Annotated in this window: 25 protein-coding genes; 18 read left to right on the top strand and 7 right to left on the bottom strand. The window is 71.7% G+C overall.

Annotation, left to right across the window (positions count from 1 at the left end; genetic code table 11):
- Window positions 1-3 precede the first annotated feature (3 nt).
- The 18 genes from rpsQ (at window position 4) to rplQ (ending at window position 10,802) form a co-directional block, all read left to right on the top strand.
- The gene (rpsQ, locus tag ACLBXP_RS14400; protein WP_447668410.1) at window positions 4-264 is read left to right on the top strand and encodes a 30S ribosomal protein S17; all 261 of its coding nucleotides are present in this window, start codon (window positions 4-6) and stop codon (window positions 262-264) included.
- Window positions 265-504: 240 nt separating this feature from the next.
- A complete protein-coding gene (gene rplN / locus ACLBXP_RS14405) occupies window positions 505-873 on the top strand; it encodes a 50S ribosomal protein L14 (RefSeq protein WP_447668411.1) in 369 nt (122 codons plus the stop codon).
- On the top strand, window positions 873-1,190 hold the full coding sequence (gene rplX / locus ACLBXP_RS14410) for a 50S ribosomal protein L24 (protein ID WP_447668412.1): 318 nt from the start codon (window positions 873-875) through the stop codon (window positions 1,188-1,190). The genes rplN and rplX overlap by 1 nt, the downstream gene beginning before the upstream one ends.
- A complete protein-coding gene (gene rplE / locus ACLBXP_RS14415; protein ID WP_447668413.1) occupies window positions 1,183-1,749 on the top strand; it encodes a 50S ribosomal protein L5 in 567 nt (188 codons plus the stop codon). Before rplX ends, rplE begins: the two co-directional genes overlap by 8 nt.
- A 40-nt stretch (window positions 1,750-1,789) precedes the next feature.
- The gene (rpsN, locus tag ACLBXP_RS14420) at window positions 1,790-2,095 is read left to right on the top strand and encodes a 30S ribosomal protein S14 (protein ID WP_447668414.1); all 306 of its coding nucleotides are present in this window, start codon (window positions 1,790-1,792) and stop codon (window positions 2,093-2,095) included.
- Between the two features lie 12 nt (window positions 2,096-2,107).
- Window positions 2,108-2,503, top strand: coding sequence for a 30S ribosomal protein S8 (rpsH, locus tag ACLBXP_RS14425; RefSeq protein ID WP_447668415.1), 396 nt, complete (start codon window positions 2,108-2,110; stop codon window positions 2,501-2,503).
- Between the two features lie 22 nt (window positions 2,504-2,525).
- Window positions 2,526-3,059, top strand: a complete 534-nt coding sequence (gene rplF, locus ACLBXP_RS14430; protein WP_447668416.1) for a 50S ribosomal protein L6 — start codon at window positions 2,526-2,528, stop codon at window positions 3,057-3,059.
- Between the two features lie 10 nt (window positions 3,060-3,069).
- Window positions 3,070-3,432 (top strand): 50S ribosomal protein L18, encoded by a 363-nt coding sequence (rplR, locus tag ACLBXP_RS14435; RefSeq protein WP_447668417.1) that lies wholly within the window; start codon window positions 3,070-3,072, stop codon window positions 3,430-3,432.
- A 110-nt stretch (window positions 3,433-3,542) separates the two neighbouring features.
- The gene (gene rpsE / locus ACLBXP_RS14440) at window positions 3,543-4,130 is read left to right on the top strand and encodes a 30S ribosomal protein S5 (protein WP_447668418.1); all 588 of its coding nucleotides are present in this window, start codon (window positions 3,543-3,545) and stop codon (window positions 4,128-4,130) included.
- Between the two features lie 12 nt (window positions 4,131-4,142).
- Window positions 4,143-4,334 (top strand): 50S ribosomal protein L30, encoded by a 192-nt coding sequence (gene rpmD / locus ACLBXP_RS14445; RefSeq protein WP_447668419.1) that lies wholly within the window; start codon window positions 4,143-4,145, stop codon window positions 4,332-4,334.
- Between the two features lie 10 nt (window positions 4,335-4,344).
- The gene (rplO, locus tag ACLBXP_RS14450; protein ID WP_447668420.1) at window positions 4,345-4,845 is read left to right on the top strand and encodes a 50S ribosomal protein L15; all 501 of its coding nucleotides are present in this window, start codon (window positions 4,345-4,347) and stop codon (window positions 4,843-4,845) included.
- Window positions 4,846-5,004: 159 nt separating this feature from the next.
- Window positions 5,005-6,351, top strand: coding sequence for a preprotein translocase subunit SecY (gene secY / locus ACLBXP_RS14455; RefSeq protein ID WP_447668421.1), 1,347 nt, complete (start codon window positions 5,005-5,007; stop codon window positions 6,349-6,351).
- A 158-nt stretch (window positions 6,352-6,509) separates the two neighbouring features.
- Window positions 6,510-7,112, top strand: coding sequence for an adenylate kinase (locus ACLBXP_RS14460; protein WP_447668422.1), 603 nt, complete (start codon window positions 6,510-6,512; stop codon window positions 7,110-7,112).
- Window positions 7,113-7,314: 202 nt separating this feature from the next.
- Complete coding sequence (gene rpsM, locus ACLBXP_RS14465) at window positions 7,315-7,683, top strand: 30S ribosomal protein S13 (protein ID WP_447668423.1); 369 nt, start codon at window positions 7,315-7,317, stop codon at window positions 7,681-7,683.
- A gap of 172 nt (window positions 7,684-7,855) precedes the next feature.
- The gene (gene rpsK, locus ACLBXP_RS14470; RefSeq protein ID WP_183437615.1) at window positions 7,856-8,245 is read left to right on the top strand and encodes a 30S ribosomal protein S11; all 390 of its coding nucleotides are present in this window, start codon (window positions 7,856-7,858) and stop codon (window positions 8,243-8,245) included.
- Window positions 8,246-8,278: 33 nt separating this feature from the next.
- Window positions 8,279-9,154 (top strand): MBL fold metallo-hydrolase, encoded by an 876-nt coding sequence (locus ACLBXP_RS14475; RefSeq protein ID WP_447668424.1) that lies wholly within the window; start codon window positions 8,279-8,281, stop codon window positions 9,152-9,154.
- A 98-nt stretch (window positions 9,155-9,252) separates the two neighbouring features.
- On the top strand, window positions 9,253-10,272 hold the full coding sequence (locus ACLBXP_RS14480; RefSeq protein ID WP_447668425.1) for a DNA-directed RNA polymerase subunit alpha: 1,020 nt from the start codon (window positions 9,253-9,255) through the stop codon (window positions 10,270-10,272).
- Window positions 10,273-10,385: 113 nt separating this feature from the next.
- Window positions 10,386-10,802 carry a 50S ribosomal protein L17 gene (rplQ, locus tag ACLBXP_RS14485; protein ID WP_447668426.1) on the top strand — a complete coding sequence of 139 codons (417 nt, stop codon included), beginning with the start codon at window positions 10,386-10,388 and terminating at the stop codon, window positions 10,800-10,802.
- Between the two features lie 88 nt (window positions 10,803-10,890).
- Here the strand turns inward: rplQ and ACLBXP_RS14490 are convergent, their stop codons facing one another.
- The 7 genes from ACLBXP_RS14490 to ACLBXP_RS14520 form a co-directional block, all read right to left on the bottom strand.
- Window positions 10,891-12,768, bottom strand: a complete 1,878-nt coding sequence (locus ACLBXP_RS14490) for a response regulator (RefSeq protein WP_447668427.1) — start codon at window positions 12,766-12,768, stop codon at window positions 10,891-10,893.
- A 94-nt stretch (window positions 12,769-12,862) separates the two neighbouring features.
- Entirely contained in the window at window positions 12,863-14,581 is a 1,719-nt protein-coding gene (locus tag ACLBXP_RS14495; protein ID WP_447668428.1) for a response regulator, read from the bottom strand.
- Window positions 14,578-15,645, bottom strand: a complete 1,068-nt coding sequence (gene cheB / locus ACLBXP_RS14500) for a chemotaxis-specific protein-glutamate methyltransferase CheB (protein ID WP_447668636.1) — start codon at window positions 15,643-15,645, stop codon at window positions 14,578-14,580. Before cheB ends, ACLBXP_RS14495 begins: the two co-directional genes overlap by 4 nt.
- Window positions 15,646-15,757: 112 nt before the next feature.
- Window positions 15,758-18,076, bottom strand: a complete 2,319-nt coding sequence (locus ACLBXP_RS14505; RefSeq protein WP_447668429.1) for a hybrid sensor histidine kinase/response regulator — start codon at window positions 18,074-18,076, stop codon at window positions 15,758-15,760.
- 15 nt (window positions 18,077-18,091) lie between these two features.
- Window positions 18,092-19,762: a methyl-accepting chemotaxis protein gene (locus ACLBXP_RS14510; protein WP_447668430.1), complete on the bottom strand. Its 1,671-nt coding sequence runs from the start codon at window positions 19,760-19,762 to the stop codon at window positions 18,092-18,094.
- Between the two features lie 59 nt (window positions 19,763-19,821).
- On the bottom strand, window positions 19,822-20,361 hold the full coding sequence (locus ACLBXP_RS14515) for a chemotaxis protein CheW (protein ID WP_447668431.1): 540 nt from the start codon (window positions 20,359-20,361) through the stop codon (window positions 19,822-19,824).
- Complete coding sequence (locus tag ACLBXP_RS14520; protein WP_447668432.1) at window positions 20,358-22,004, bottom strand: CheR family methyltransferase; 1,647 nt, start codon at window positions 22,002-22,004, stop codon at window positions 20,358-20,360. Before ACLBXP_RS14520 ends, ACLBXP_RS14515 begins: the two co-directional genes overlap by 4 nt.
- Between the last annotated feature and the right edge of the window lie 15 nt (window positions 22,005-22,019).

The raw sequence follows: 22,019 nt of genomic DNA on the forward strand, positions 1-22,019 counted from the left end.
CCCATGCCGAAGCGCGTCCTGCAAGGCGTCGTCGTCAGCGACAAGGGCGAGAAGACGATCGTCGTGAAGGTGGAGCGCCGCTTCACCCACCCGGTGATGAAGAAGACCGTCCGCCGCTCCAAGAACTACCACGCGCACGACGAGGCCAACGCGGCCAAGGTCGGGCAGACGGTGTTCATCGAGGAGTCGCGCCCCTACTCGAAGACCAAGACCTGGAAGCTCATCGAGGGCGAGGCTGCGGTGGCCGAGGCCGCGGGCGCCTGATCGGCGCCCGTCAACCCCTTGCGCGGGGCGGCCGTTCGGTGTAACCGACCGGCCTTCGCGACAGATCTGCGGGGACGCCGCGCGTCCTCCTTCGATTGCGGTGACCGCGCCGGCGCTCTCCAGCGCCGCTAGCGCGGTCGTTCATATGAGCCGGGGACATCAGATCCCCATCAGGCGTCGTCCGCCGGGCAATACCGCCCGCGTGCGGAAACCCGCCTGAAACAAGGAAAGGTCACTCCCGTGATCCAGATGCAGACGAATCTGGACGTCGCCGACAATTCTGGTGCGCGTCGCGTGATGTGCATCAAGGTCCTCGGCGGGTCGAAGCGCAAGTATGCCGGCGTCGGCGACGTCATCGTCGTCTCCGTCAAGGAGGCGATCCCGCGCGGCCGCGTGAAGAAGGGCGACGTCATGAAGGCGGTCGTCGTGCGCACCGCCAAGGAAGTGAAGCGCCCCGACGGCTCGGTGATCCGCTTCGACAAGAACGCCGCCGTCCTGATCAACAATCAGAAGGAGCCGATCGGCACCCGCATCTTCGGGCCCGTGCCGCGCGAGCTCCGCGCACGCAATCACATGAAGATCATCTCGCTCGCCCCGGAGGTGCTGTGATGGCTGCCAAGATCAAGAAGGGCGACACGGTCGTCGTTCTCACCGGCCGCGACGCGGGTCGCTCCGGCGAGGTCATCCAGGTGCTGCCCAAGGACGAGAAGGCCCTGGTGCGCGGCATCAACCTGGTCAAGCGTCACCAGAAGCAGACGCAGAACCAGGAGGGCGGCATCATCTCCAAGGAGGCCGCCATTCACCTGTCCAACATCGCGGTGGCCGATCCCAAGGACGGCAAGGCGACGCGCGTTGGTTTCCGTATTCTCGAGGACGGCCGCAAGGTTCGGTTCGCCAAGCGCTCGGGGGATCTGATCGATGGCTGAGGCAAATAAGGACGCGTACGCTCCGCGCCTGCGCAAGCACTACGACGAGGTGGTTCGCCAGCAGCTCATCGAGCAGTTCGGCTACAAGAACCCCATGCAGGTGCCGCAGATCGAGAAGATCGTCATCAATATGGGCGTCGGCGAGTCCACCGCGGACTCCAAGAAGGCCACGGTCGCCGCGGGCGACCTCGCGCTGATCGCCGGCCAGAAGCCCGTGATCACCCGGGCCCGCAAGGCCATCGCGACCTTCAAGGTCCGCGAGGGCATGCCGATCGGCTGCAAGGTGACGCTGCGCAAGCAGCGCATGTACGAGTTCATGGACCGGCTGATCACCATTGCGCTGCCGCGCGTGCGCGACTTCCGCGGCCTGAACCCGAAGTCGTTCGACGGGCGCGGCAACTACGCGCTCGGTCTCAAGGAGCACCTCGTGTTCCCGGAGATCTCCTACGACAAGGCCGAGCAGATGTGGGGCATGGACATCGTGGTCCAGACCTCGGCCAAGACCGACGAGGAGGCCCGCGCCCTGCTGGCCGCCTTCAAGTTCCCGTTCCGGCAGTAAGGTCCCCGGACCTTAGACGCGGACACTGGAGAGAGCACACATGGCAAAGAAAAGCTCAGTCGAGAAGAACAACCACCGCCGGGCGCTGGTGAAGCGCTTCGCCGAGAAGCGCAACGCCCTGCTCGCGGTGGCGAACAACGAGTCCCTCGACATGGAGGAGCGCTTCGAGGCGCGCCTCAAGCTCGCGGAACTTCCTCGCAACTCGTCGGCCACGCGCATCCGCAACCGCTGCGAGATCACCGGCCGCCCGCGTGCCTTCTATCGCAAGATGGGCATCTCGCGCGTGGCGCTGCGTGAGCTCGGGAACCGGGGCCTGATCCCGGGTCTCGTCAAGTCGAGCTGGTAAGGAGGCGCATCCATGGTCAACGATCCCGTGGGTGACATGCTCACCCGTATCCGCAACGGCCAGCAGCGCCGCCGCAACGTCGTGCAGACGCCCGGCTCGCGCCTGCGCGCCAGCGTCCTCGACGTCCTGAAGTCCGAGGGCTACATCCGCGACTACGCGACCACGGAGCTCGGCAACGGGCGCACCGAGTTCGCGATCGAGCTGAAGTACTACGACGGCCGTCCGGTCATCCGCTCGATCCAGCGCGTGTCGAAGCCCGGCCGCCGGGTCTACTCGTCGGTCGGCGAGCTGCCGCGCGTCGCCGACGGTCTCGGCGTCACCATCGTATCCACCCCGCAGGGCGTCATGGCCGACCACGAGGCGCGCGAGCGCAACGTCGGCGGTGAAGTGCTCTGCCAGGTGTTCTGATCGGACGAGAGGAGGAAGGCAGATGTCTCGCGTAGGCAAGAAGCCCGTCACCGTCCCGTCCGGCGTGACGGCGACCGTGACCGGTCAGACCGTGAAGATGAGGGGCTCGAAGGGCGAGCTGCAGTTCGTGGTTCCCACCCTGGTGAACGTCGAGCTGAAGGACGGCGCCGTCTCGGTGCAGCCGAAGGACCAGTCGAAGCAGGCGCGCTCCCTGTGGGGCACCTCGCGGGCGCAGGTCGCGAACCTCGTCGAGGGCGTGTCGAAGGGCTTCGAGAAGAAGCTCGAGATCACCGGCGTCGGCTACCGCGCCGCCATGGCCGGCAAGGCCCTCAAGCTGTCGCTCGGCTACAGCCACGACATCGAGTACGAGATCCCGGCCGGCATCACCATCGCGACGCCGAAGCCGACGGAGATCGTCGTCACCGGCATCGATCGCCAGCGCGTCGGCCAGGTGGCCGCCGAGATCCGCGACTATCGCGGTCCCGAGCCCTACAAGGGCAAGGGCGTGCGCTACGCCGGCGAGTTCATCTTCCGCAAGGAAGGCAAGAAGAAGTAAGGAGGGCATCATGTCTCGCAAGCTCGAAGCCCTCGATCGCCGCAAGGCGCGCGTCCGTCGCGCCCTGCGCGCGGCCGCCAACGGGCGTCCCCGCCTGTCGGTGTTCCGGTCGTCCAAGCAGATCTACGTTCAGGTCATCGACGACGCGCAGGGCAAGACCCTCGCCTCGGCCTCGACCCTGGAGAAGGACCTCAAGGGCAGCCTGAAGACCGGCGCCGACGTCGCCGCCGCCACCGCGGTCGGCAAGCTCGTCGCCGAGCGCGCCAAGGCCGCCGGCGTCACCAAGGTCATCTTCGACCGCTCCGGCTATCTCTACCACGGGCGCGTCAAGGCGCTCGCCGAGGCGGCCCGCGAGGGCGGACTCGAATTCTGAGGCTCGGCGGGGGAGGGCGTCCGCGCCCTCCCGGGGCCCGCGCGAGGCGGGCCGTCACATCATCAAGCGAGCGGGCCCGCCGCCCGCGTCAGTGAGACGGATCAGGATACATGGCACGTGAACGTGAAGGCGGTGGCCGCGGCCGCCGCGACGACCGCGAGGAGCGCGACAGCGAGTTCGTGGACAAGCTCGTCCACATCAACCGCGTCGCCAAGGTGGTGAAGGGCGGCCGGCGCTTCGGCTTCGCCGCCCTCGTCGTCGTCGGTGACCAGAAGGGCCGCGTCGGCTTCGGCCACGGCAAGGCCCGCGAGGTCCCGGAGGCCATCCGCAAGGCGACCGAGGCCGCCAAGCGCGGGCTCATCCGCGTGTCGCTGCGCGAGGGCCGCACCCTGCACCACGACGTCAACGGCCGCCACGGCGCCGGCAAGGTGATCCTCCGCGCTGCCCCGCAGGGCACCGGCATCATCGCGGGCGGCCCCATGCGTGCCGTCTTCGAGACGCTCGGCATGCAGGACGTCGTCGCGAAGTCGCTCGGGTCCTCGAACCCCTACAACCTCGTGCGCGCCACCTTCGAGGCGCTCAAGAACGAGGACAGCCCGCGCTCCGTGGCGGCCCGCCGCGGCCTCAAGGTGTCCGCGCTTCAGGCGCGCCGCCGCGATGCCGATCCGGCCGACCAGTCCGAAGCCGCGGTCGCGTAAGGGGAGGGTGGAATGGCTACCAAGACTCTCCGCGTCGAGCAGATCGGCTCGCCGATCCGCCGCGAGGCCTCCCAGCGCGCGACGCTGGTCGGCCTCAAGCTCAACAAGCTGCACCGGGTCGCCGAGCTGGAGGATACGCCCTCCGTCCGCGGCATGATCCGCAAGGTGCAGCACCTCGTGCGCGTCATCGACGGCGCGGCTTGAGGAGGGCACCATGAAGCTCAACGAAATCCGTGAGAACGAAGGCGCCACCAAGAACCGGATGCGCGTCGGCCGGGGCATCGGCTCCGGCAAGGGCAAGACCGCCGGGCGCGGCGTGAAGGGCCAGAAGGCCCGGACCGGCGTGTCCATCAAGGGCTTCGAGGGCGGTCAGATGCCGCTGCATCGTCGCCTGCCGAAGCGCGGCTTCAACAACATCCACGCCGCCGACCTGAACGAGGTGAACCTCGGCCGGGTGCAGGCCGCGGTGGATGCGGGCAAGCTCGACAAGGCCGCCACCGTCACGGTCGACGCCCTCGTTGAGGCCGGCATCATCAGCCGCGCCCGCGACGGCGTGAAGCTGCTCGGCGTCGGCGAGCTCACCACGAAGCTCAGCTTCGAGGTGACCCGCGCGTCGAAGTCGGCGGTCGAGGCGGTCGAGAAGGCCGGCGGCACGGTGACCGTGGCCTACGCCGCGGGCGTCGCGACGCGCGGCACCGCCACGGCCTCGGCCTGAGGCTGCCGGGTTCGGGAGCCGGTTGCACCGGCTCCCCGCAGCCCTTAAGTCGGAGCATCGAGCGGCGGCCCGTGCGACCTCGCGCGGCCGCCGCTCTCGTTTCTGGTCCCGGTGCGCGCCCCGTGCCGCCCGGCGAAGCCCACCTTCAGGATACCGGCCATGGCCTCAGCCGCCGAGCAGCTTGCCGCCAACCTCAACTTCGGGGCGATCGCCAAGGCCGATGAGCTGAAGAAGCGCATCTGGTTCACCCTCGGTGCGCTCGTGGTGTTCCGCCTCGGGACCTACATCCCGATCCCCGGCATCGACCCGGAGCAGTTCGCCCGGAACTTCCAGCAGCAGGCGGGCGGCGTGCTCGGGCTGTTCAACATGTTCTCGGGCGGGGCGGTGGAGCGCATGGCGATCTTCGCGCTCAACATCATGCCCTATATCTCGGCCTCGATCATCATCCAGCTCCTGACCTCGGTGATCCCGAGCCTCGAGACGCTGAAGAAGGAGGGCGAGTCCGGCCGCAAGGTTATCAACCAGTACACGCGCTACCTCACGGTGGTGCTGGCGCTGGTCCAGTCCTGGGGCATCGCAGTCGGCCTGCAATCCTCCAGCGCGGCGATCGATCCCGGGCCGTTCTTCCTGCTCTCCACCGTCATCACGCTCACGGGCGGCACGCTGTTCCTGATGTGGATTGGCGAGCAGATCACCTCGCGGGGCATCGGCAACGGCTCCTCGCTGATCATCTTCGCGGGCATCGTCGCCCACCTGCCGGTGGCGATCGTCGGCGCCCTGGAGCTCAGCCGCACCGGCGCGCTCTCGTCGGCGGTCATCCTCGGCGTGGGCGTCGCGGCTGTGGCGCTGGTCTACTTCATCGTGTTCATGGAGCGCGCCCAGCGCCGGCTCCTGATCAACTACCCCAAGCGCCAGGTCGGCAACCGCATGTACGAGGGCCAGACCTCGTTCCTGCCGCTCAAGCTCAACACCTCGGGCGTCATCCCGCCGATCTTCGCCTCCTCGCTGCTGCTGCTGCCCGCCACCGTGGCGAGCTTCTCGGCGAACCAGGGCGGCACCGGCGTGCTGGCGACGATCACGACCTACCTGGGCCACGGCCGGCCGCTCTACATGGCGCTCTACGCCGCGCTGATCATCTTCTTCGCCTTCTTCTACACGGCGGTGGTGTTCAACCCGCAGGAGACGGCCGACAACCTGAAGAAGCATGGCGGCTTCATCCCGGGCATCCGTCCCGGCGAGCGCACCGCGGCCTTCATCGACAAGGTGCTGACCCGCATCACCCTGATCGGCGCGCTCTACCTCACCTTCGTCTGCCTGGTGCCGGAGATCCTGGCCTCCTACGCCTCGGCGAGCCTCGGGTTCGGCGGCACGTCGCTGCTCATCGTGGTGTCCGTCACGATGGACACGGTCGCCCAGATCCACGGACACCTGATGGCTCATCAGTACGAGGGGCTCGTGAAGAAGGCGAAGCTGCGCGGCGCCTCCACGACCCAGCGCCGCCGCTGAGCCGGGCGACATTCCAGACGGTTTCCAACGCCTCGGCCTTTTCTCCGTCTCGCACCGACGCGAGAAACGGCTAGAAGGGCCGCGAGGGCGGCGCCGCTGGGGTGCCGCCGGACGCCAATGAAGCCCGGGAAAGCGGGTCGGACGAGGGAGCAAGCGCCATGCGGATCATCCTGCTCGGACCACCCGGGGCCGGCAAGGGAACGCAATCCGAGCGGATCGTGGAGCGGTTCGGCATCCCCCAGCTCTCCACGGGCGACATGCTGCGCGCGGCCGTCGCGGCCGGTACGCCGGTCGGGCTGGAGGCGAAGGCGATCATGGAGAGCGGCGGCCTCGTCCCGGACGCGGTCGTCGTCGGCATCGTGGCGGACCGCATCGAGGAGCCGGACGCCCGCCGGGGCTTCATCCTGGACGGGTTTCCGCGCACCGTCGAGCAGGCCGCGGCCCTCGACCGGATGCTCGACGAGAAGGGCCTCGCCCTCTCGACCGTCGTCGAGTTCAGGGTGGACGAGGAGGCCCTCCTCGGCCGCATCGCCCGGCGCGCAGAGGAGACCGCGGCCCGCGGCCTGCCCGTGCGCAAGGATGACACCCCCGAGGTCTTCAAGACCCGGCTCGACGCCTACCGGCGCCAAACCGCTCCGCTCTCCGCCTATTACGAGAAGACCGGCCTCCTGCAGACGATCGACGGCATGATGCCGATCGATGCCGTGACGGACGCGGTGATGACGGTCCTCGCGCCGCACGAGGCAGCCGCCGCCACCTGACCCCGCAGGGTTGACAGGGTGACCCGCCCGCGCTAGCAGGCCGGTCTTCGTCCATACGGGAATTGGTCCGAGGTGCTCCATGAGGAGCGGCCGCGGGCCGATTTGTCGTTGAACGGGCGCGCAGGGGCCGGCCTCCACCGGACGCGCGTCGAGACAAGCCACACCGGCCCGGCACGAGCCCGGCGCCTCATGGAGAAGTTCCTTGGCCCGTATCGCAGGCGTCAACATCCCGACCGGCAAGCGCGTCGTCATCGCGCTCCAGTACATCCACGGCATCGGCCCCAAGAAGGCCGGGGAGATCACCGGCAAGGTCGGCATCCCGGCGGAGCGCCGCGTGAACCAGCTTACCGACGCCGAGGTGCTCCAGATCCGCGAGGCGATCGACCGCGACTACGTGGTAGAGGGCGATCTGCGCCGCGAAGTCTCGATGAACATCAAGCGCCTGATGGATCTCGGCTGCTATCGCGGCCTGCGTCACCGCAAGCAGCTCCCGGTCCGCGGCCAGCGCACCCACACCAACGCCCGCACCCGCAAGGGCAAGGCGAAGCCGATCGCCGGCAAGAAGAAGTAAGGTTCGGGCGCCGGCGGCCCAGGCTCGCGCCCGGTCGCCCGTCCATCGTGCGAGGTGTCCCCTCCGGGACCCCGCACACCTCCGACGGCCACCCCGAGGGCGGGCCGTCGAACTCAAAGAAATCCCGAGCGCCTGGTGTTACGGGCGTGATTGAAGGACGAGAGAAGAGAGCATGGCCAAGGAACCGACCCGCGTCCGCCGGCGCGAACGGAAGAACATCGTCTCGGGCGTCGCGCACGTGAACGCGTCGTTCAACAACACGATGATCACCATCACGGACGCGCAGGGCAACACCATCTCGTGGTCGTCCGCCGGCGCGATGGGCTTCAAGGGCTCGCGCAAGTCGACGCCCTACGCCGCGCAGGTCGCGGCCGAGGATGCCGGCCGCAAGGCGTCCGAGCACGGCATGCGCACCCTCGAGGTCGAGGTCTCCGGGCCGGGTTCGGGCCGCGAGTCGGCCCTGCGGGCGCTCCAGGCCGCCGGCTTCACGGTGACCTCGATCCGCGACGTCACCTCGATCCCGCACAACGGCTGCCGGCCGCGCAAGCGCCGCCGCGTCTGAGGCGGGACGGACGAGCAAGGAACGGAGACGCCCATGGCGGACGGTTCGAAGGCCCTTCCGGGCGCCCTGCGTTGGCCCCTCGGCGACCTCACGGTCACCGTGCTCAACGACGGCTACCTGCAGGGGTCCCTCGATCTCGTCACGGGCATCTCGAAGGAGGAGGCCGGCAAGCTCCAGGCTGCCGGCTTCCGGTCCCAGGCTCCTCGGATCACGCTCAACGCCTTCCTGATCACCGGCCCGGGCCGCAAGCCCGTCCTGATCGACACCGGCATGGGCAGCTTCGGCGGCGACACGCTGGGCCGCGTACCGGACGCCCTGGCCCTCACCGGGGTGTCGCCGGACGAGATCGGGACCGTCCTGGTCTCGCACCTCCACCCCGACCACGTCGGCGGCCTGATCGATGCGGCCGGCACCGCGCGCTACCCGAACGCCGAGATCGTGCTTCACGCCGACGAGGCGGCGCACTGGCTCGGCGCGGATGCGCTGTCGCGGGCGCCGGAGGAGGCGCGGTCCTACTTCGAGAACGCGCAGAAGGCCGTCGGGCCCTACGCGGACCGGACGCGGATCCATGACGGCGGGGAGGTCCTGCCGGGCATCGAGGCGGTGCACCTGCCCGGACACACGCCCGGACACACGGGATTCCGCATCACGTCCGGGGACAAGTCCCTCTTCAGCTGGACGGACGTGGTGCATCTGCCGGCGATCCAGTTCAAGCAGCCGGAGGCCGGCATGGCCTTCGACGTGGACGTGGAGCAGGCGCGCTCGACGCGCAAGCGCGTCCTCGACATGGCGGCGGGCGAGCGCACCTTCATCGCCGGCAACCATTTGGAGTTCCCGGCCCTCGGCTACGTCGTGCGGGACGGGGCCGGCTACAGCTTCGTGCCCGAGCTCTGGGTCGCGGCACAGTAATCGATACGGGACCGGTCCGGCGCACGGGGGCTGCGCACGGACCGGCCGAAACGCGGTTCCCGGGCCCGGGATCCGCGTGAGAGGCGAGAGGTAGGATCGTGGTCATTCAGAAGAACTGGCAAGAGCTCATCAAGCCGAACAAGCTCCAGGTTTCGACCGGGGACGACCCGAAGCGCGTCGCCACCGTCGTGGCTGAGCCCCTGGAGCGCGGCTTCGGGACGACGCTGGGCAACTCCCTGCGGCGGGTGCTGCTCTCCTCGCTCCAGGGCGCGGCGGTCACCTCGGTGCAGATCGACGGCGTGCTGCACGAGTTCTCCTCGATCCCGGGCGTGCGCGAGGACGTCACGGACATCGTCCTCAACATCAAGACGATCGCGATCCGCTCCCAGACGGACCAGCCGAAGCGCATGACCCTGCGCAAGACCGGCCCCGGCCTCGTTACGGCGGGCGACATCGGCGCGGTCGGCGACATCCAGATCCTGAACCCGGACCTCGTCATCTGCACCCTCGATGACGGCGCCGAGATCCGCATGGAGTTCACGGTCGCCACCGGCAAGGGCTACGTCCCGGCCGAGCGGAACCGTCCGGAGGACGCGCCCATCGGCCTCATCCCAGTCGATGCCCTGTTCTCGCCCGTGACCAAGGTCAGCTACCGCGTCGAGACCACCCGCGAGGGCCAGGATCTCGACAAGGACAAGCTGACGATGACGATCGAGACCAACGGCGCGGTCTCGCCGGAGGATGCGCTGGCCTACGCCGCGCGCATCATCCAGGACCAGCTGCAGGTGTTCGTGAACTTCGAGGAGCCCCGCAAGGAGGAGGCCGCGCCGCTCGCGCCGCAGCTGCCCTTCAACCCCGCGCTGCTCAAGAAGGTGGACGAGCTGGAGCTGTCCGTCCGCTCGGCGAACTGCCTGAAGAACGACAACATCGTCTACATCGGCGACCTCATCCAGAAGTCCGAGGGCGAGATGCTGCGCACCCCGAACTTCGGCCGCAAGTCGCTCAACGAGATCAAGGAAGTGCTGGCCGGCATGGGCCTGCACCTCGGCATGGACGTCCCCGGCTGGCCGCCGGAGAACATCGAGGATCTCGCCAAGCGCTTCGAGGAGCACTACTGAGGCGCCGCAGGCACCTCGGTCGAGCAGAGCACGGCGGCCCGGAGCAGTCCGGGTCCGCTCATAGGGACGGCCGTACCGTGGCACGGCGGCCGCAATCATAAGGAGAGCCAACCATGCGTCACGGTTATCGCGGTCGCCGCTTCAACCGCACCACCGAGCATCGCAAGGCGATGTTCGCCAACATGTCCGCCGCGCTGATCAAGCACGAGCAGATCATCACGACGCTGCCGAAGGCCAAGGACCTGCGTCCGGTCGTCGAGAAGCTCATCACCCTCGGCAAGACCGACAGCATCCACGCCCGTCGCCTCGCGATGTCGCAGATCCGCGACGACGCGATGGTGAAGAAGCTCTTCGCGGTCCTCGGCCCGCGCTACAACGCGCGCCCGGGCGGCTATTGCCGGATCATGAAGGCCGGCTTCCGCTACGGCGACAACGCCCCGATGGCGGTGATCGAGTTCGTCGATCGCGACGTCGACGCCCGCGGCAAGGATTCCGGCCCGGTGCAGGGCACCGAAAGCGCCGCGGCCTGATCGCCGCGCAGGTTCGGAAGGACGAGAGGCGGCCCCTGGGCCGCCTTTTTCTTTGCGCGGCGCTCGCGGACGGCCCCGCGGACGCCCCTCAATCCTCGTCGGACGCGAGGAGCGCAGCGACACGGGTGGCGAGGTCGGCGGACGAGAACGGCTTCGTCAGCACGGGGACGTCGCTCGGGATCTGCACGGCCTCCGCGTGGCCCGTGAGGATCAGGATGGGCAAGCCGGGCCGGCGGGCGCGCAGCTCCGCGGCGAGCTCCACGCCGGTCATGCCCGGCATGGCGAGATCGGCGACGACGAGGTCGAAGGCGCGGCGCTCGATGAGGGCGAGGGCGCCGGTGCCGTCGGAGGCCTCCGTCTCCGTGTAGCCGAAGCTCGCCAGGAAGGAGGCCGTGACGTGCCGGACCTCGGGGTCGTCGTCGACGACGAGGATGTCGGCGGGGCGCACCGCCGTCGGCCGGTCGAGGGCGGCATCGGGCTCGGCGACCGCGACGGCCTCCGCACGCGGCAGCAGCAGCTCGACGCGCGTGCCCTCGCCGAGCGCACTCTCGATGCGCAGGCGTCCCTGCGACTGCTGGGCGAGGCCGAACACCATCGCGAGGCCGAGGCCGGTGCCCTGGCCCACCGCCTTCGTGGTGAAGAACGGCTCGCAGACGCGCTGCAGGATCTCGGGCGCGATCCCCGTGCCGGTATCCGAGACCGCGATGCGCACGTAGTCGCCAGGCGCCAGGTCGCCCGACTGGACGGTGTCCGGCGCCACCGTCTCGAGCGCGGTGGCGACGGTGATGACGCCGCCGTCCGGCATCGCGTCGCGGGCGTTGATGCAGAGGTTGAGAATCGCGAGTTCGAGCTGATCGGGATCGACCTGCGTCGGTGCCAGCTCCGGCGCGAGGTCGGTCCGCACGGTGACGAGGCCGCCGAGGCTGCGGGCGAACAGCTCGCCCATTCCCTCGATGAGGCCGTTCACGTCGGTGGGGCGGGCCCGCAGGTCGTGTGAGCGGCTGAAGCTCAGGAGCCGCTTCGTCAGCGAGGCGCCGCGCTGTGCGGCGCCCGTCGCGTTCTCGATCAGGCGCTGGACGCGCGGCTGCCCCTCGACCTTCGGGCCCACCAGTTCGAGGCTGCCCAGGATCGCGGTCAGCAGGTTGTTGAAGTCGTGCGCGATTCCGCCCGCGAGCGTGCCGAGCGCCTGCATCTTGTCCGACTGACGCAGCCGGGCTTCCAGGCTCTTCTGCTCGGTCACGTCGCGCTCGATCGTGGCGAGGTGGTCGATCGCACCGCCGATCCCGCGGATCGGCACGCGGATGACGTGGGTCCAGCGCTCGGCGCCGATCGGCCCCTCCGCGGTGAGCCGGTCGGTGACGGCGCCGGAGCGCAGGGCCTCGGCATCGGCCGCCGCGCCGGGCTCCGCGGCGTCCCGCAGCTCCGCCTCGGTGCGTCCGAGGCATTCCGTGAGGTCGCGTCCCATGAGGGCGGCCTTGCGCGCGTTCAGCCGCACGAAGCGCCCCTCCGGATCCTTGAACGAGATCGCGTCCGTCGCGTGGTCGAGGAGGCCGCGCAGGAGGGCCCGCTCGGTCGCCAGATCGCGCCGCATCTGGTGCCGCTCGAAGGCGTTGCGCAGGGTGCTGCGCAGGAGCGTCGCATCCCACGGCTTCGTCACGTAGCCGATGATGCCGCCGCGGTTGAGCGCGGCGATGACGGCCGTAATGTCGGCGTAGCCGGTGAGCAGGATCGCCTGGGCCTCGTGGAAGCCGCGCGCCTCGGCCAGCAGGGCGTCGCCGGTCATGCCTGGCATGCGCTGATCGGACAGGATGACGGCGATGTCGGGGTCCTGGCGCAGGATCTCGAGCGCCTCGGCCGGCTTCGTCGTCGTGACGATGCGGTAATCGTCCTCGAACAGATCCTCGAGGGCAACCAGGATGTCCGGCTCGTCGTCGACCGCGAGGATCGTCCCGCGCCCTGCATTCATGCCCGTGATCATGCCCTGAACGTCACCAGCGGGTTGGAAGGTCGCCGCTCCGCCCCTGGGGTCGCGGCGGAGCCTCCGGCATCCCGATCAAGCTTCAATCCGACCGGCGCGGAATTCCGATCACGAAGGAGGCACCTCCCCCGGGCGCGGTCTCCACGGTGAGCGAGCCGCTATGCGCCTGAACGACGCTGTAGGCAATCGCCAAGCCCAGCCCCGTGCCGGAGCCCACGGGCTTCGTCGTGAAGAACGGCTCGAAGATCTTCTCCCGCAGCGCCTCCGGGATTCCGGGGCCGGTGTCGCTGATCCGGATCAGATCGGTGTCCGGCAACGCCTCGGTGACGACCCGGATGGTGCCGCCCTCCGGCATGGCGTCGGCGGCGTTGCCGAGGATGTTCATCACCACCTGGTTGAGGAGGGCCGGCGTGCAGTGGATCTCCGGGCGTCCGGCGAGGTCGCGCTCGACGGTGATGCGGCCGCCCAGCCGGTGCTGGATGAGCGCCAGCACCGTATCGATCGCCTCCGGCACGTTGACGCGGGACCGCTCTCCCTCGTCGAGGCGCGAGAACTTCCGCAGGTTCAGGACGAGGTCCTGGATCCGGGTCATGCCCATCCGCATGGACCCGATCCGCTCGCGGGCCTTGGCGAGCGAGCGCTGCGCGCGCTCGTCGCCGGCCGGGGGCAGCTCGCCGAGGAGCCGCTCGACGGTGCCTTGGTGCGCCAGGATGAAGGCCAGGGGGTTGTTGATCTCGTGGGCGATGCCGGCAACGAGCTCGCCGAGGGAGGCCATCTTGGCGGCCTGGACGAGCTTCGCCTGCGCATCCGTGAGCTTGCGGTTCGCCGTGGCGAGGTCGCTGTTCGCCCGCTCCAGGGCATCCGCCAGGCGAGCCCGGGATTCCGCCGCCTCGGCATCGGCGCGGGCCCGCTCCACCGCGCGCTCGCGGGCGCCGAACTCGCCCGCGATGCGGCGATCGTCCTCTTCGAGGAGGCGGCGGCGCACGAGGCTGCGGACGCGCATCACCAGCACCTCGGCATCGGCCTTCGAGACGACGTCGTCGGCGCCGGCCGCGAAGGCCTTCACCAGGAAGTCCTTCGCGGGCGTGCTGCCCGCCATGCCGACGAGCTGGAAGACGGGACCGGCCTCGCCCGCGGTCCGGTGCTGGTCGATGGCGCGGCAGAGCGTCAGGCCGTCATAGGCCGTCGCGAGGAGGTCGATGGCCACGCAGTCGAAGGCCGCGCCCTCGGCATCGAGGGCTGCGAGGGCCGGAGCCTCGCCGTCGACCGCCGTGACCGCGTGGCCCTCCTGGGTCAGCAGGCCCGACAGGAAGGTCCGGTAGGTGGCGCTGCCATCGACGAGGAGGATGCGACCGCGCCGGAACGCTGCGCTTCCGGGCCCCTCCGCGGCACCGCCGGCCACCCCGGCCTTCCGCTCGCGCAGGAGCGCCCGGATGCGCAGGATCAGGAGATCGCGGTCGGCGGATTTCTCCACGTAGGCGTCGGCACCGCTGTCGAAGCCCTGGCGCTCGCTGTCGCGCGCGCCCGTCAGCATGACGACCGGCAGGCCCCGCGTGCGCAGGGAGAGGCGCAGCTGGCGGGTGAACTCGTCGCCGTTCATCCCGGGCAGGTGGTAGTCCGCCACCACGAGATCGGGCAGCGTCGTGTTCAGGTGATCGAGCGCGGCCTCGGCGGTCGCGCAGCGCTCCACCGCGAAGCCCTGGGCCTCCAGGAACAGCCGCAGTTCGAGGGCCTGGGTCTCGGAATCCTCCACGAGGAGGATCCGGGCCCGCACCTCGGCGGGGGGCGGGGGCGTGCTCATTCGGGCAGGCCCGGCTCGGGCGCTCGGTCTACGCTCCGCAGGATGTGCCCCGCGACGCGGTCGAGCGGGAGCACCGAGCGGGCGGCGGCGAGCCGCACCGCCGCGGCGGGCATGCCGTAGACGACCGCGCTGCTCTCGTGCTCGGCGATCGTCGCGGCGCCGGCCTGGCGCATGTCGAGGAGGCCGAGCGCCCCGTCCTCGCCCATGCCGGTGAGCAGCACGCCGATGCCCCGCGGCCCGGACTGGCGCGCGACGGATCGGAACAGGACGGTCGCGGCCGGCCGCTGGCCGCCGACCGGGGCGCTGTCGAGGATGCGCAGGATGCCGCCCGGCGCGTATTCGAGGTGCCGGTCTCCGGGCGCCACGTAGACCCGGCCGGCCTCCGCCCGCTCGCCGTCCCGGGCGACGGAGACGGGCAGCGGCACGACGCCGTTCAACCAGGAGGCGAAGCCTTCCATGAAGGCGGCTCCCATGTGCTGCACCACGAGCACCGGCAGCGGAAAGTCCTCCGGCAGGCCCCCGAGCACCCGGGCGAGCGCCGGCGGACCGCCGGTGGAGGCCGCCATCGCCAGCACCGTCGGGCGGTCGAGGGACGGCGCCGGCAGCGGGGTCGAGGTCGCGACGGGGTCGGTTCCCCGCGCGGCCCATTCGGTGCCGATGGGCCGGCGCCGGATGACGGGGACCTGCGCCATGATGCGCAGCTGGGTGCAGATCTCGCCCGCGATCGCCTCGTAGCTCGCATGGGTCGTCGAGACGGGCTTCTCCACCACCGAGAGCGCGCCGGCGCGCAGCGCGTTCATGGAGATGCGCAGGGAGGAATCCTCCACGGCGTCCGCCACGACGACGATCGGCGTCGGCTGCTCGGCCATGATCCGGCGCGTCGTCTCGAGCCCGTCGATGCCCGGGAGCCGGATATCCATCGAGATCACGTCGGGCCGGGTCGAGGTGATCGTCGAGAGGGCCTCCTCGCCCGAGGAGACGGCCGCCACCAGCTCCAGCCGGCTGTCGCGCCCCACGATGTGGGCGAGGAGCTGGCGCACCACGAGGCTGTCCTCCACGAGCATCACGCGCACGGCCCGGCTCACCGCGTCCCTCCCTCGCGGCGCGCGGCCGCCCGGCCCGGCGCGCGGGACGCGGCGCCGGAGCGACCTTCCTCACTGCTCACCCGCCACCCCATCACAGCAGCTGGCCGATCGTGTCGAGGAGCGCGCGCTGGTCGAACTTCTGCTTCGTCAGGTAGGCGTCGGCCCCGAGGTCGAGGCCCCGGGCCACGTCCTCGGCATCGCCGCGCGAGGTCATCAGGATGACGGGCAGCCGCCCGAAGCGCGCGTCGGCCCGCAGGGCGCCGAGCAGGCCGAAGCCGTCGAGGCGCGGCATCTCGACGTCCGCGACGACGAGATCGACCGGCTCGATCTCGGCCCGCAGGCGGTCGAGGGCGTCCTGCCCGTCGACGCAGACGACCACACGGTAGCCGGCCGCTTCCAAGATGCCCTTCTCCAAGGTCCGCGTGGTGATGGAATCGTCGACGACGAGAATCGTCGAACGCCGGCTCCCGGCGCTCGTTCCAGCGACGATTTCGCCGCGCGGCTCGGCGGGGCCAGAGGATGTCGCCGCGCCGGCCCGCGCGGCGAGGCCCTCGGGATCCAGGACCAGGGCGGGCAGGTCGCCGGGCAGGATCACCGTCCCGGACACGAGGCCCGGATCGGTGCCGATCGGCGGGGCGGGCAGCACGAGGAGGGTCCGCACATCCCGCAGGATGTCCACGGCGAGGACGCATCGTCCGGCGGCTGTCCGAAGGAGGATCCCGGGCCGGGTCCCCGCCGGCGCAGTGTCCGGCAGGCCGACGAGTTCGCTTAAGGGATAGACGGGCAGGCTGAGGCTCTCGCCGGAGATCTCGACTTGCGCGACGCGACGCCCCATCGCCCGCCCGAGCGCCGCGGAATCGAGGCGCAGCAGGCGCTCCGCGGCGGTGCCGGGCAGGGCGAAGGTCGCTCCGCCGGCCTCCACGAGCAGCACGCTCCGGCGGGAGGCCGAGAGGGGCAGGCTCATGACGAGCGACGTGCCGTGGGGCGCCCGGGCCGCGAGGCGGACCGAGCCGCGCAGCGCCCGCACCGCGTCGGCCACGACCGACAGCCCGAACCCGCGGCCCGACAGGGTGTCGACGGCGGCCGCCGTCGAGAAGCCGGGGGCGAAGACGAGGCCGAGGAGGGTCTCGGGATCGGCGGCATCCCCGGGGGCCAGCAGGCCGCTCCGGCGTCCCCGCGCCTCGATTGCGGGAAGGTCGGGGCCGCGCCCGTCGTCGTGGATCGCCACGCTGAGGTGGCCGCCCCGCACCGCGACCTCCAGGGTGACGGCGAGCTCGGGCGGCTTGCCGGCGCGGTGGCGCGCCTCGGGGGTCTCGCGGCCGTGGCTCAGGGCGTTCCGCAGAGCGTGCAGGACCGGGTCCTTGAGGGCCTGGAGCAGGGCGCGCTCCACGGGCAGGTCGAGGCCGCGCAGGGCGACCGACACCTCGAAGCCCGCCTCGCGGGCCGTCTCGCGCAGGGAGCGGGCAAGCGGCGCCAGGACGGTCTCGGCCGGCACCAGGGCGAGGCGCTCGCCCTCGCGCCGGACCCGGGCGGCGGCCGCATCGAGGCCGGTCGCGAGGCCGGCGTGCCGGCGGCCGAGCTCGGTGACCTCGCGGACGAGGCCCGAGAGCCCGGCCTCCACGGCCCGCAGCTCCGCCCGGACGGACTCGATCGCGGCGGCCTCCTCCTCGCCCTCGCCGACCCGGCGCGCGAGGTCGGCGAGGGCGCCGCGGCCGCGCAGGCCCTCGGTGCGCCGGCGCAGGGCCGTGGCCTCGCGCAGGAGCCGGGCGAGGCCGTCCGTCACCGTGGCCGAGCCCCCGAGGGTGCTCGTCAGCTCGTGGGTCGCCCGGGAGAGGGCCTCGACGGCCGCGGCCGGCACCCGCACCATGGCGAGCGCCGGGTCGGGCTCGGGCGCCGCCGCGGGCTCGGGCGCTGCGGCGGGCTCGGGCGCAGGAGCCCCGGCAGGCTCCGGGGGAGCCCCGGCAGGCTCCGGGGGAGCCCCAGCGGGCTCCGGGAGAGGCCCAGCGGGCTCCGGCGTCGCGTCCCCCGCCGGGGCGCCGGCGAGGCGCCGGTCGAGGGCGGCGAGCGCGTCGTCCGGCATGGTGGGGGTGGCCTCCCCCTCCAGGCCCGCGACGTAGGCCTCGATCCGGTCGAGGGCGAGGTGGGTCGCCGCGACGGCGTCGCGGTCGAGGGTCGTGGCCCCGGCGGCGATGCGCTCGAACAGGGTCTCCAGGCGGTGGGCGACCGCCTCGACGGGCGGCAGGTCCACCGCGCGCGAGGCGCCCTTCAGGCTGTGGGCGCGGCGGAAGATGTCGTTCCAGTCCGGCCGCTGCCCCTCGGGACCGGCCGCGAGGGCCGTCCGGATGGCATCGATGTGCTCGCGGTGCTCGACCTCGAAGGCGGCGAGCAGGAGCTGGCGGATGTCGGCCACGCGCCCGCGCCCCGCCTAGTGTCGGTAGCGTTCGGCGAGGGCCATCAGCGCCTGGGCGAGCTCGGTCAGGTTCGCGGAGGCCGCCTCGACCTCGCGGGTGCCGGCCGCCGTCTGCTGGCTCGCCTGCCGGATGTTCTGGAGGGCGCCCATCACCTGCTCGATGCCGAGCTGCTGCTGGTTCGTCGAGGCCACGATCTGCTGGAAGGTCTGGACGCTCTCCTCGACGCGCGCGGTGATCTCCTCGATGGTGCGCTGGGTGGTGTCGGAGCGCGTCTTGCCGGTGGCGGCCCGCTTCACGGCCTCCTCGGTGAGCATCACCGAGGTGTTGATGCCGCGCTGGATCTCGCCGAGGATCGTGCGGACCTGCGCGGTCGCGCCCTTGGCCTGGTCCGCCAGGAGCTTCATCTCCGCCGCGACGACCGCGAAGCTGCGCCCGCCCTCGCCGGCGGCCGCCGCCTCGATCGCGGCGTTGAGGGCGAGGAGGTGCGTGCGCTCCGAGATGTCGTTGACCGTGGTGATGATCTCGCCGATCGTCTGGGTCTTCTCCGAGAGCGCGACGATGTTGCCGGCCACCGCCTCGGCCTGCTCGCGGATCGCATCCATGGCGCGGGCCGTGTCGGCGACGGCGCGCAGGCCCGCCTTGGAGGTCTGCGCCGTGGCCTGGGCGCTGGCGATCACCTCGCCGGCCCGCTTCGAGATCTGGGATCCCGAATGGGTGATCTCGTCGACGGTCGCGGCGGTCTCCTGGACGGCCGCGAACTGCTCCTCGACGGAGGCCGCCTGCTGCTGGGCCGAGGCCCGGATCTCGGCCGCGGCGGCGTTGAGGTCGGCGGTGGCGGCGCGGTTCGTGCGGGCGAGGTCGGCGAGCCCCGCCACCATGCCGTTCAGGGTCCGGCCGAGGCGGCCGATCTCGTCGGCGCCCCGCGCATCGAGGGTGCCCGAGAGGTCACCCGACCCGACGCGCTCGGCGAAGGCCATCACGTGCTCGAGCGGCCGCACCACGGCGCGGCTGATCAGGACGGTGATCAGGATGGCCAGGAGCACGCAGGCGCCGAGGGTCAGCGCGATGGAGATGCGGCTGCGCTCGTAGACGTCCTGGACGGCGCGCTGGCCGGCGACGACGCCCTCGTCGAGGACGTTGCGGGTGGTCTCGATGCTCCTCAGGAAGCCGTCATGGACCCGGTTGAGGCTGTCGTTGCGGGCCTCCACGGCATCGACGTCCTTGGCCTGGATCGCGGCGATCTGCGCCTCGCTGCCGGTGCGCAGCTGCCGGAAGGCCGTGGCCGCCTCACCCGCGGTGGTCGAGAGGCGCTTCCAGATGGCGGCCCGGGCCGGCGAGGTCGCGGTCTCGGCGAAGCCCCCGGAAGACCGGACCACCTGGCCGAGGAGCACGTCCGCCTCCGCGGCCGCCTGGCGCCAGCCGTCGAGCGCCTCCTCGGTGATGCCGCCATCCGTGCGCCGCATCAGGACGGCGATCACGGCGTTGCGCCGGAGGATGCCCATGTCCCGCGCCTTGTTGGCGAGGTCGTCGAGCTGGCGCGCGATGGCGAGGTCGCGGGACACGATCGCGTCGGTGGTGTCCCGGACGGCGCCGATCTGGGAGAGCGCGTAGATGCCGAGCGCCATCAGCACGAGGGTGATGGCGACGAACCCGAGGAGGATTCGCTTTCCGATCGAGATCGACACGCGGCGTCAGGCTCCGGATCCGGTTGAGGCGGCACGGCCGGCCGCCGGGGCAGGGCGGCTCACGGCAGGTAGCGCCGCAGGAGCCGCGTGAGGTCGATGACGGTGAAGTCGCCGAGGCCGGACGGTTCGTCACCGGCGGGGGCATAGCCCGAAACCGCAGCGCTTCCCAGGCCGTCGAGGCCGGGCGCCGCCTCCGTGCCGGCCTGCGCCGTGCCGAGCACGCGGTCGACCGCGAGGGCGATCGGGACGGGCCCGCTCAGGTGCAGCAGGTGCCCCGCCTCGGGTGCCGCGGCGCCGGGCCGCCCGAGGGCCGCGGCGAGGCCGACCACGGTGACGATCGCGCCCGACAGCGCGACGATGCCGAGGATCGCGGGCGGGGCGCCCGGCAGGGGGGTGCAGGCCCGCAGCGGCAGGACGCGCAGAACCTCGCCGGTCGGGATGCCGAAGCGCTCGGAGCCGCAGGCGCAGACGAGGACGGCCCGACCCTCGCGGGCGCGCTCGGCGGTCGCGCCCCGCCGCGCCAGGGCCTGCGTGCGGGCCTCGCGGAGCGCTGCGACGCGCGCGGCCTCCCGGGCCTCCTGCTGCCGTGCTCCGCTCACGCCGCTCCCCGTCCGATGCCGGCCCGCGCGATCCGCGCGCTCTCGGCGATCTCGCCCGCGCAGGCCCCGTCCGCCTCGGGCAGGACGGATGCCGGATCCAGCGCTTGCGCCAAGGCCACCGCGTTGTCGAGGGCCCGGCGCGCGGGCGCAAGCCGCCCGAGGGCGATGAGCAGGAGCCCGAGGTGGTAATGCGCCATCACGAAGTCCCGGTCGAGGTAGAGCGCGGCGCGCAGGCCGCGCTCGGCCTCCGCCTCGCGGCCGAGGCCCCGGGCGAGGAGTCCCTCGTAGAAGCGCAGGCGCGGGTCCGTCGGCGTGTGGAGCAGGATCGCCTGGAGCTCGCGCCAGGCCTGCCCGGTCTCGCCGCCATCGGACAGGGCCCGGATGCGCGCGAGGGCCTCCTCGACCGGCAGGGGCGCCTCGCCGTCCGAGAGGGTGGAGATGTGGGTGGAGCCGGGTGTGGAGGCGGGCGGGGAGGTCTCGGGAGGCGCGGGCCGCTCGGCGGGCGAGGGCCGGCCGGGCGCGGGGTCGCTGCCCCCCGGGGGCGACGCGTCCGCGCCGGCCGGAGCGAGGCTCGTCGTTTCGGACAGCAGCACGCCGTCGCCAAGCCCTCCCTCAGGCCCGCCGCCGCTCACCGGAAGCGGTCCGAACGCATTTGGAGCAAGCACGTCCGGCCCCGGCACGCGGGCGATCGGCTGCACTCCGAGGATCGCCCCGGCCCGCGGGGCCGGCAGCGGGGCGCCCTGCAGGGCCGGCGGCCCGTCCTCCAGCCGGCGGTAGGCCACCGTGCCGGGCAGGTTCACGGCGCTCAGCCAGCCCGAGAAGGCCGGGTTCGGCTCGGCGTGGCCGATCAGCAGCCAGCCGCCGGGCCGGAGCCTGCGGCCCAGCGCCCGCACGATGCCCGCCACCGTGTCGGCGTGGAAGTAGATCAGCACGTTGCGGCACAGGATGAGGTCGAACTCGCCCGGCGGCACCGGCCCGCTGCCGTCGAGCAGGGCGAGGAGGTTCTGCCGCTCGAACCGGACCATGCGCCGGAACTCCGGGCGCAGGGCGTAGCCGCCCTCCCGCAGGGCGCCCCCCGGGCGCGGCGGGATGACCTGGAAGTGGCGCAGCCGCTCCTGCGGCGGCAGGGTCCGGAGCGCCCAGCGGCCGTACTCCGCCGCCCGCGCGGTGGCGAGCGCGTCGCGGCTGATGTCGGTGCCGAGGATGGAGACGTGCCAGTCGGGCAGCGCCGGCCCCAGGAGCTCGTGGGCCAGGATCGCCAGCGAGTAGGGCTCGGCGCCGGTGGAGCAGCCGGCGCTCCAGACGCGCAGGGTGCGCTCGACGGCCCGGTCCGCGACGAGGCCCGGCAGGATCGTCTCCCGCAGGGCGGCGAACTGCTCGGCGTAGCGGAAGAAGAAGGTCTCGCCGATGGTGATCTCGGCCTCGAGGGCCGCCCATTCCGCCGGCCCCGCCTCGCGGTCGTCGAGGCGGGCGAGGTAGCCCGCGCAGTCGCGCAGGCCGCAGGCCTTGAACCGCCGGCGCAGGCGGTCGAACAGCAGGTCGTCCTTATCCGCGTAGTAGTGATGCCCCGTCCGCGCGACGACGCGGCCCTTCAGGGCCGCGTAGGCGGGGTCGTCGTGCGGGTTCACCCGCGCCCGGCTCATGACCGCCTCATCGGT

The sequence above is a fragment of the Methylobacterium sp. A54F genome (assembly GCF_053346035.1).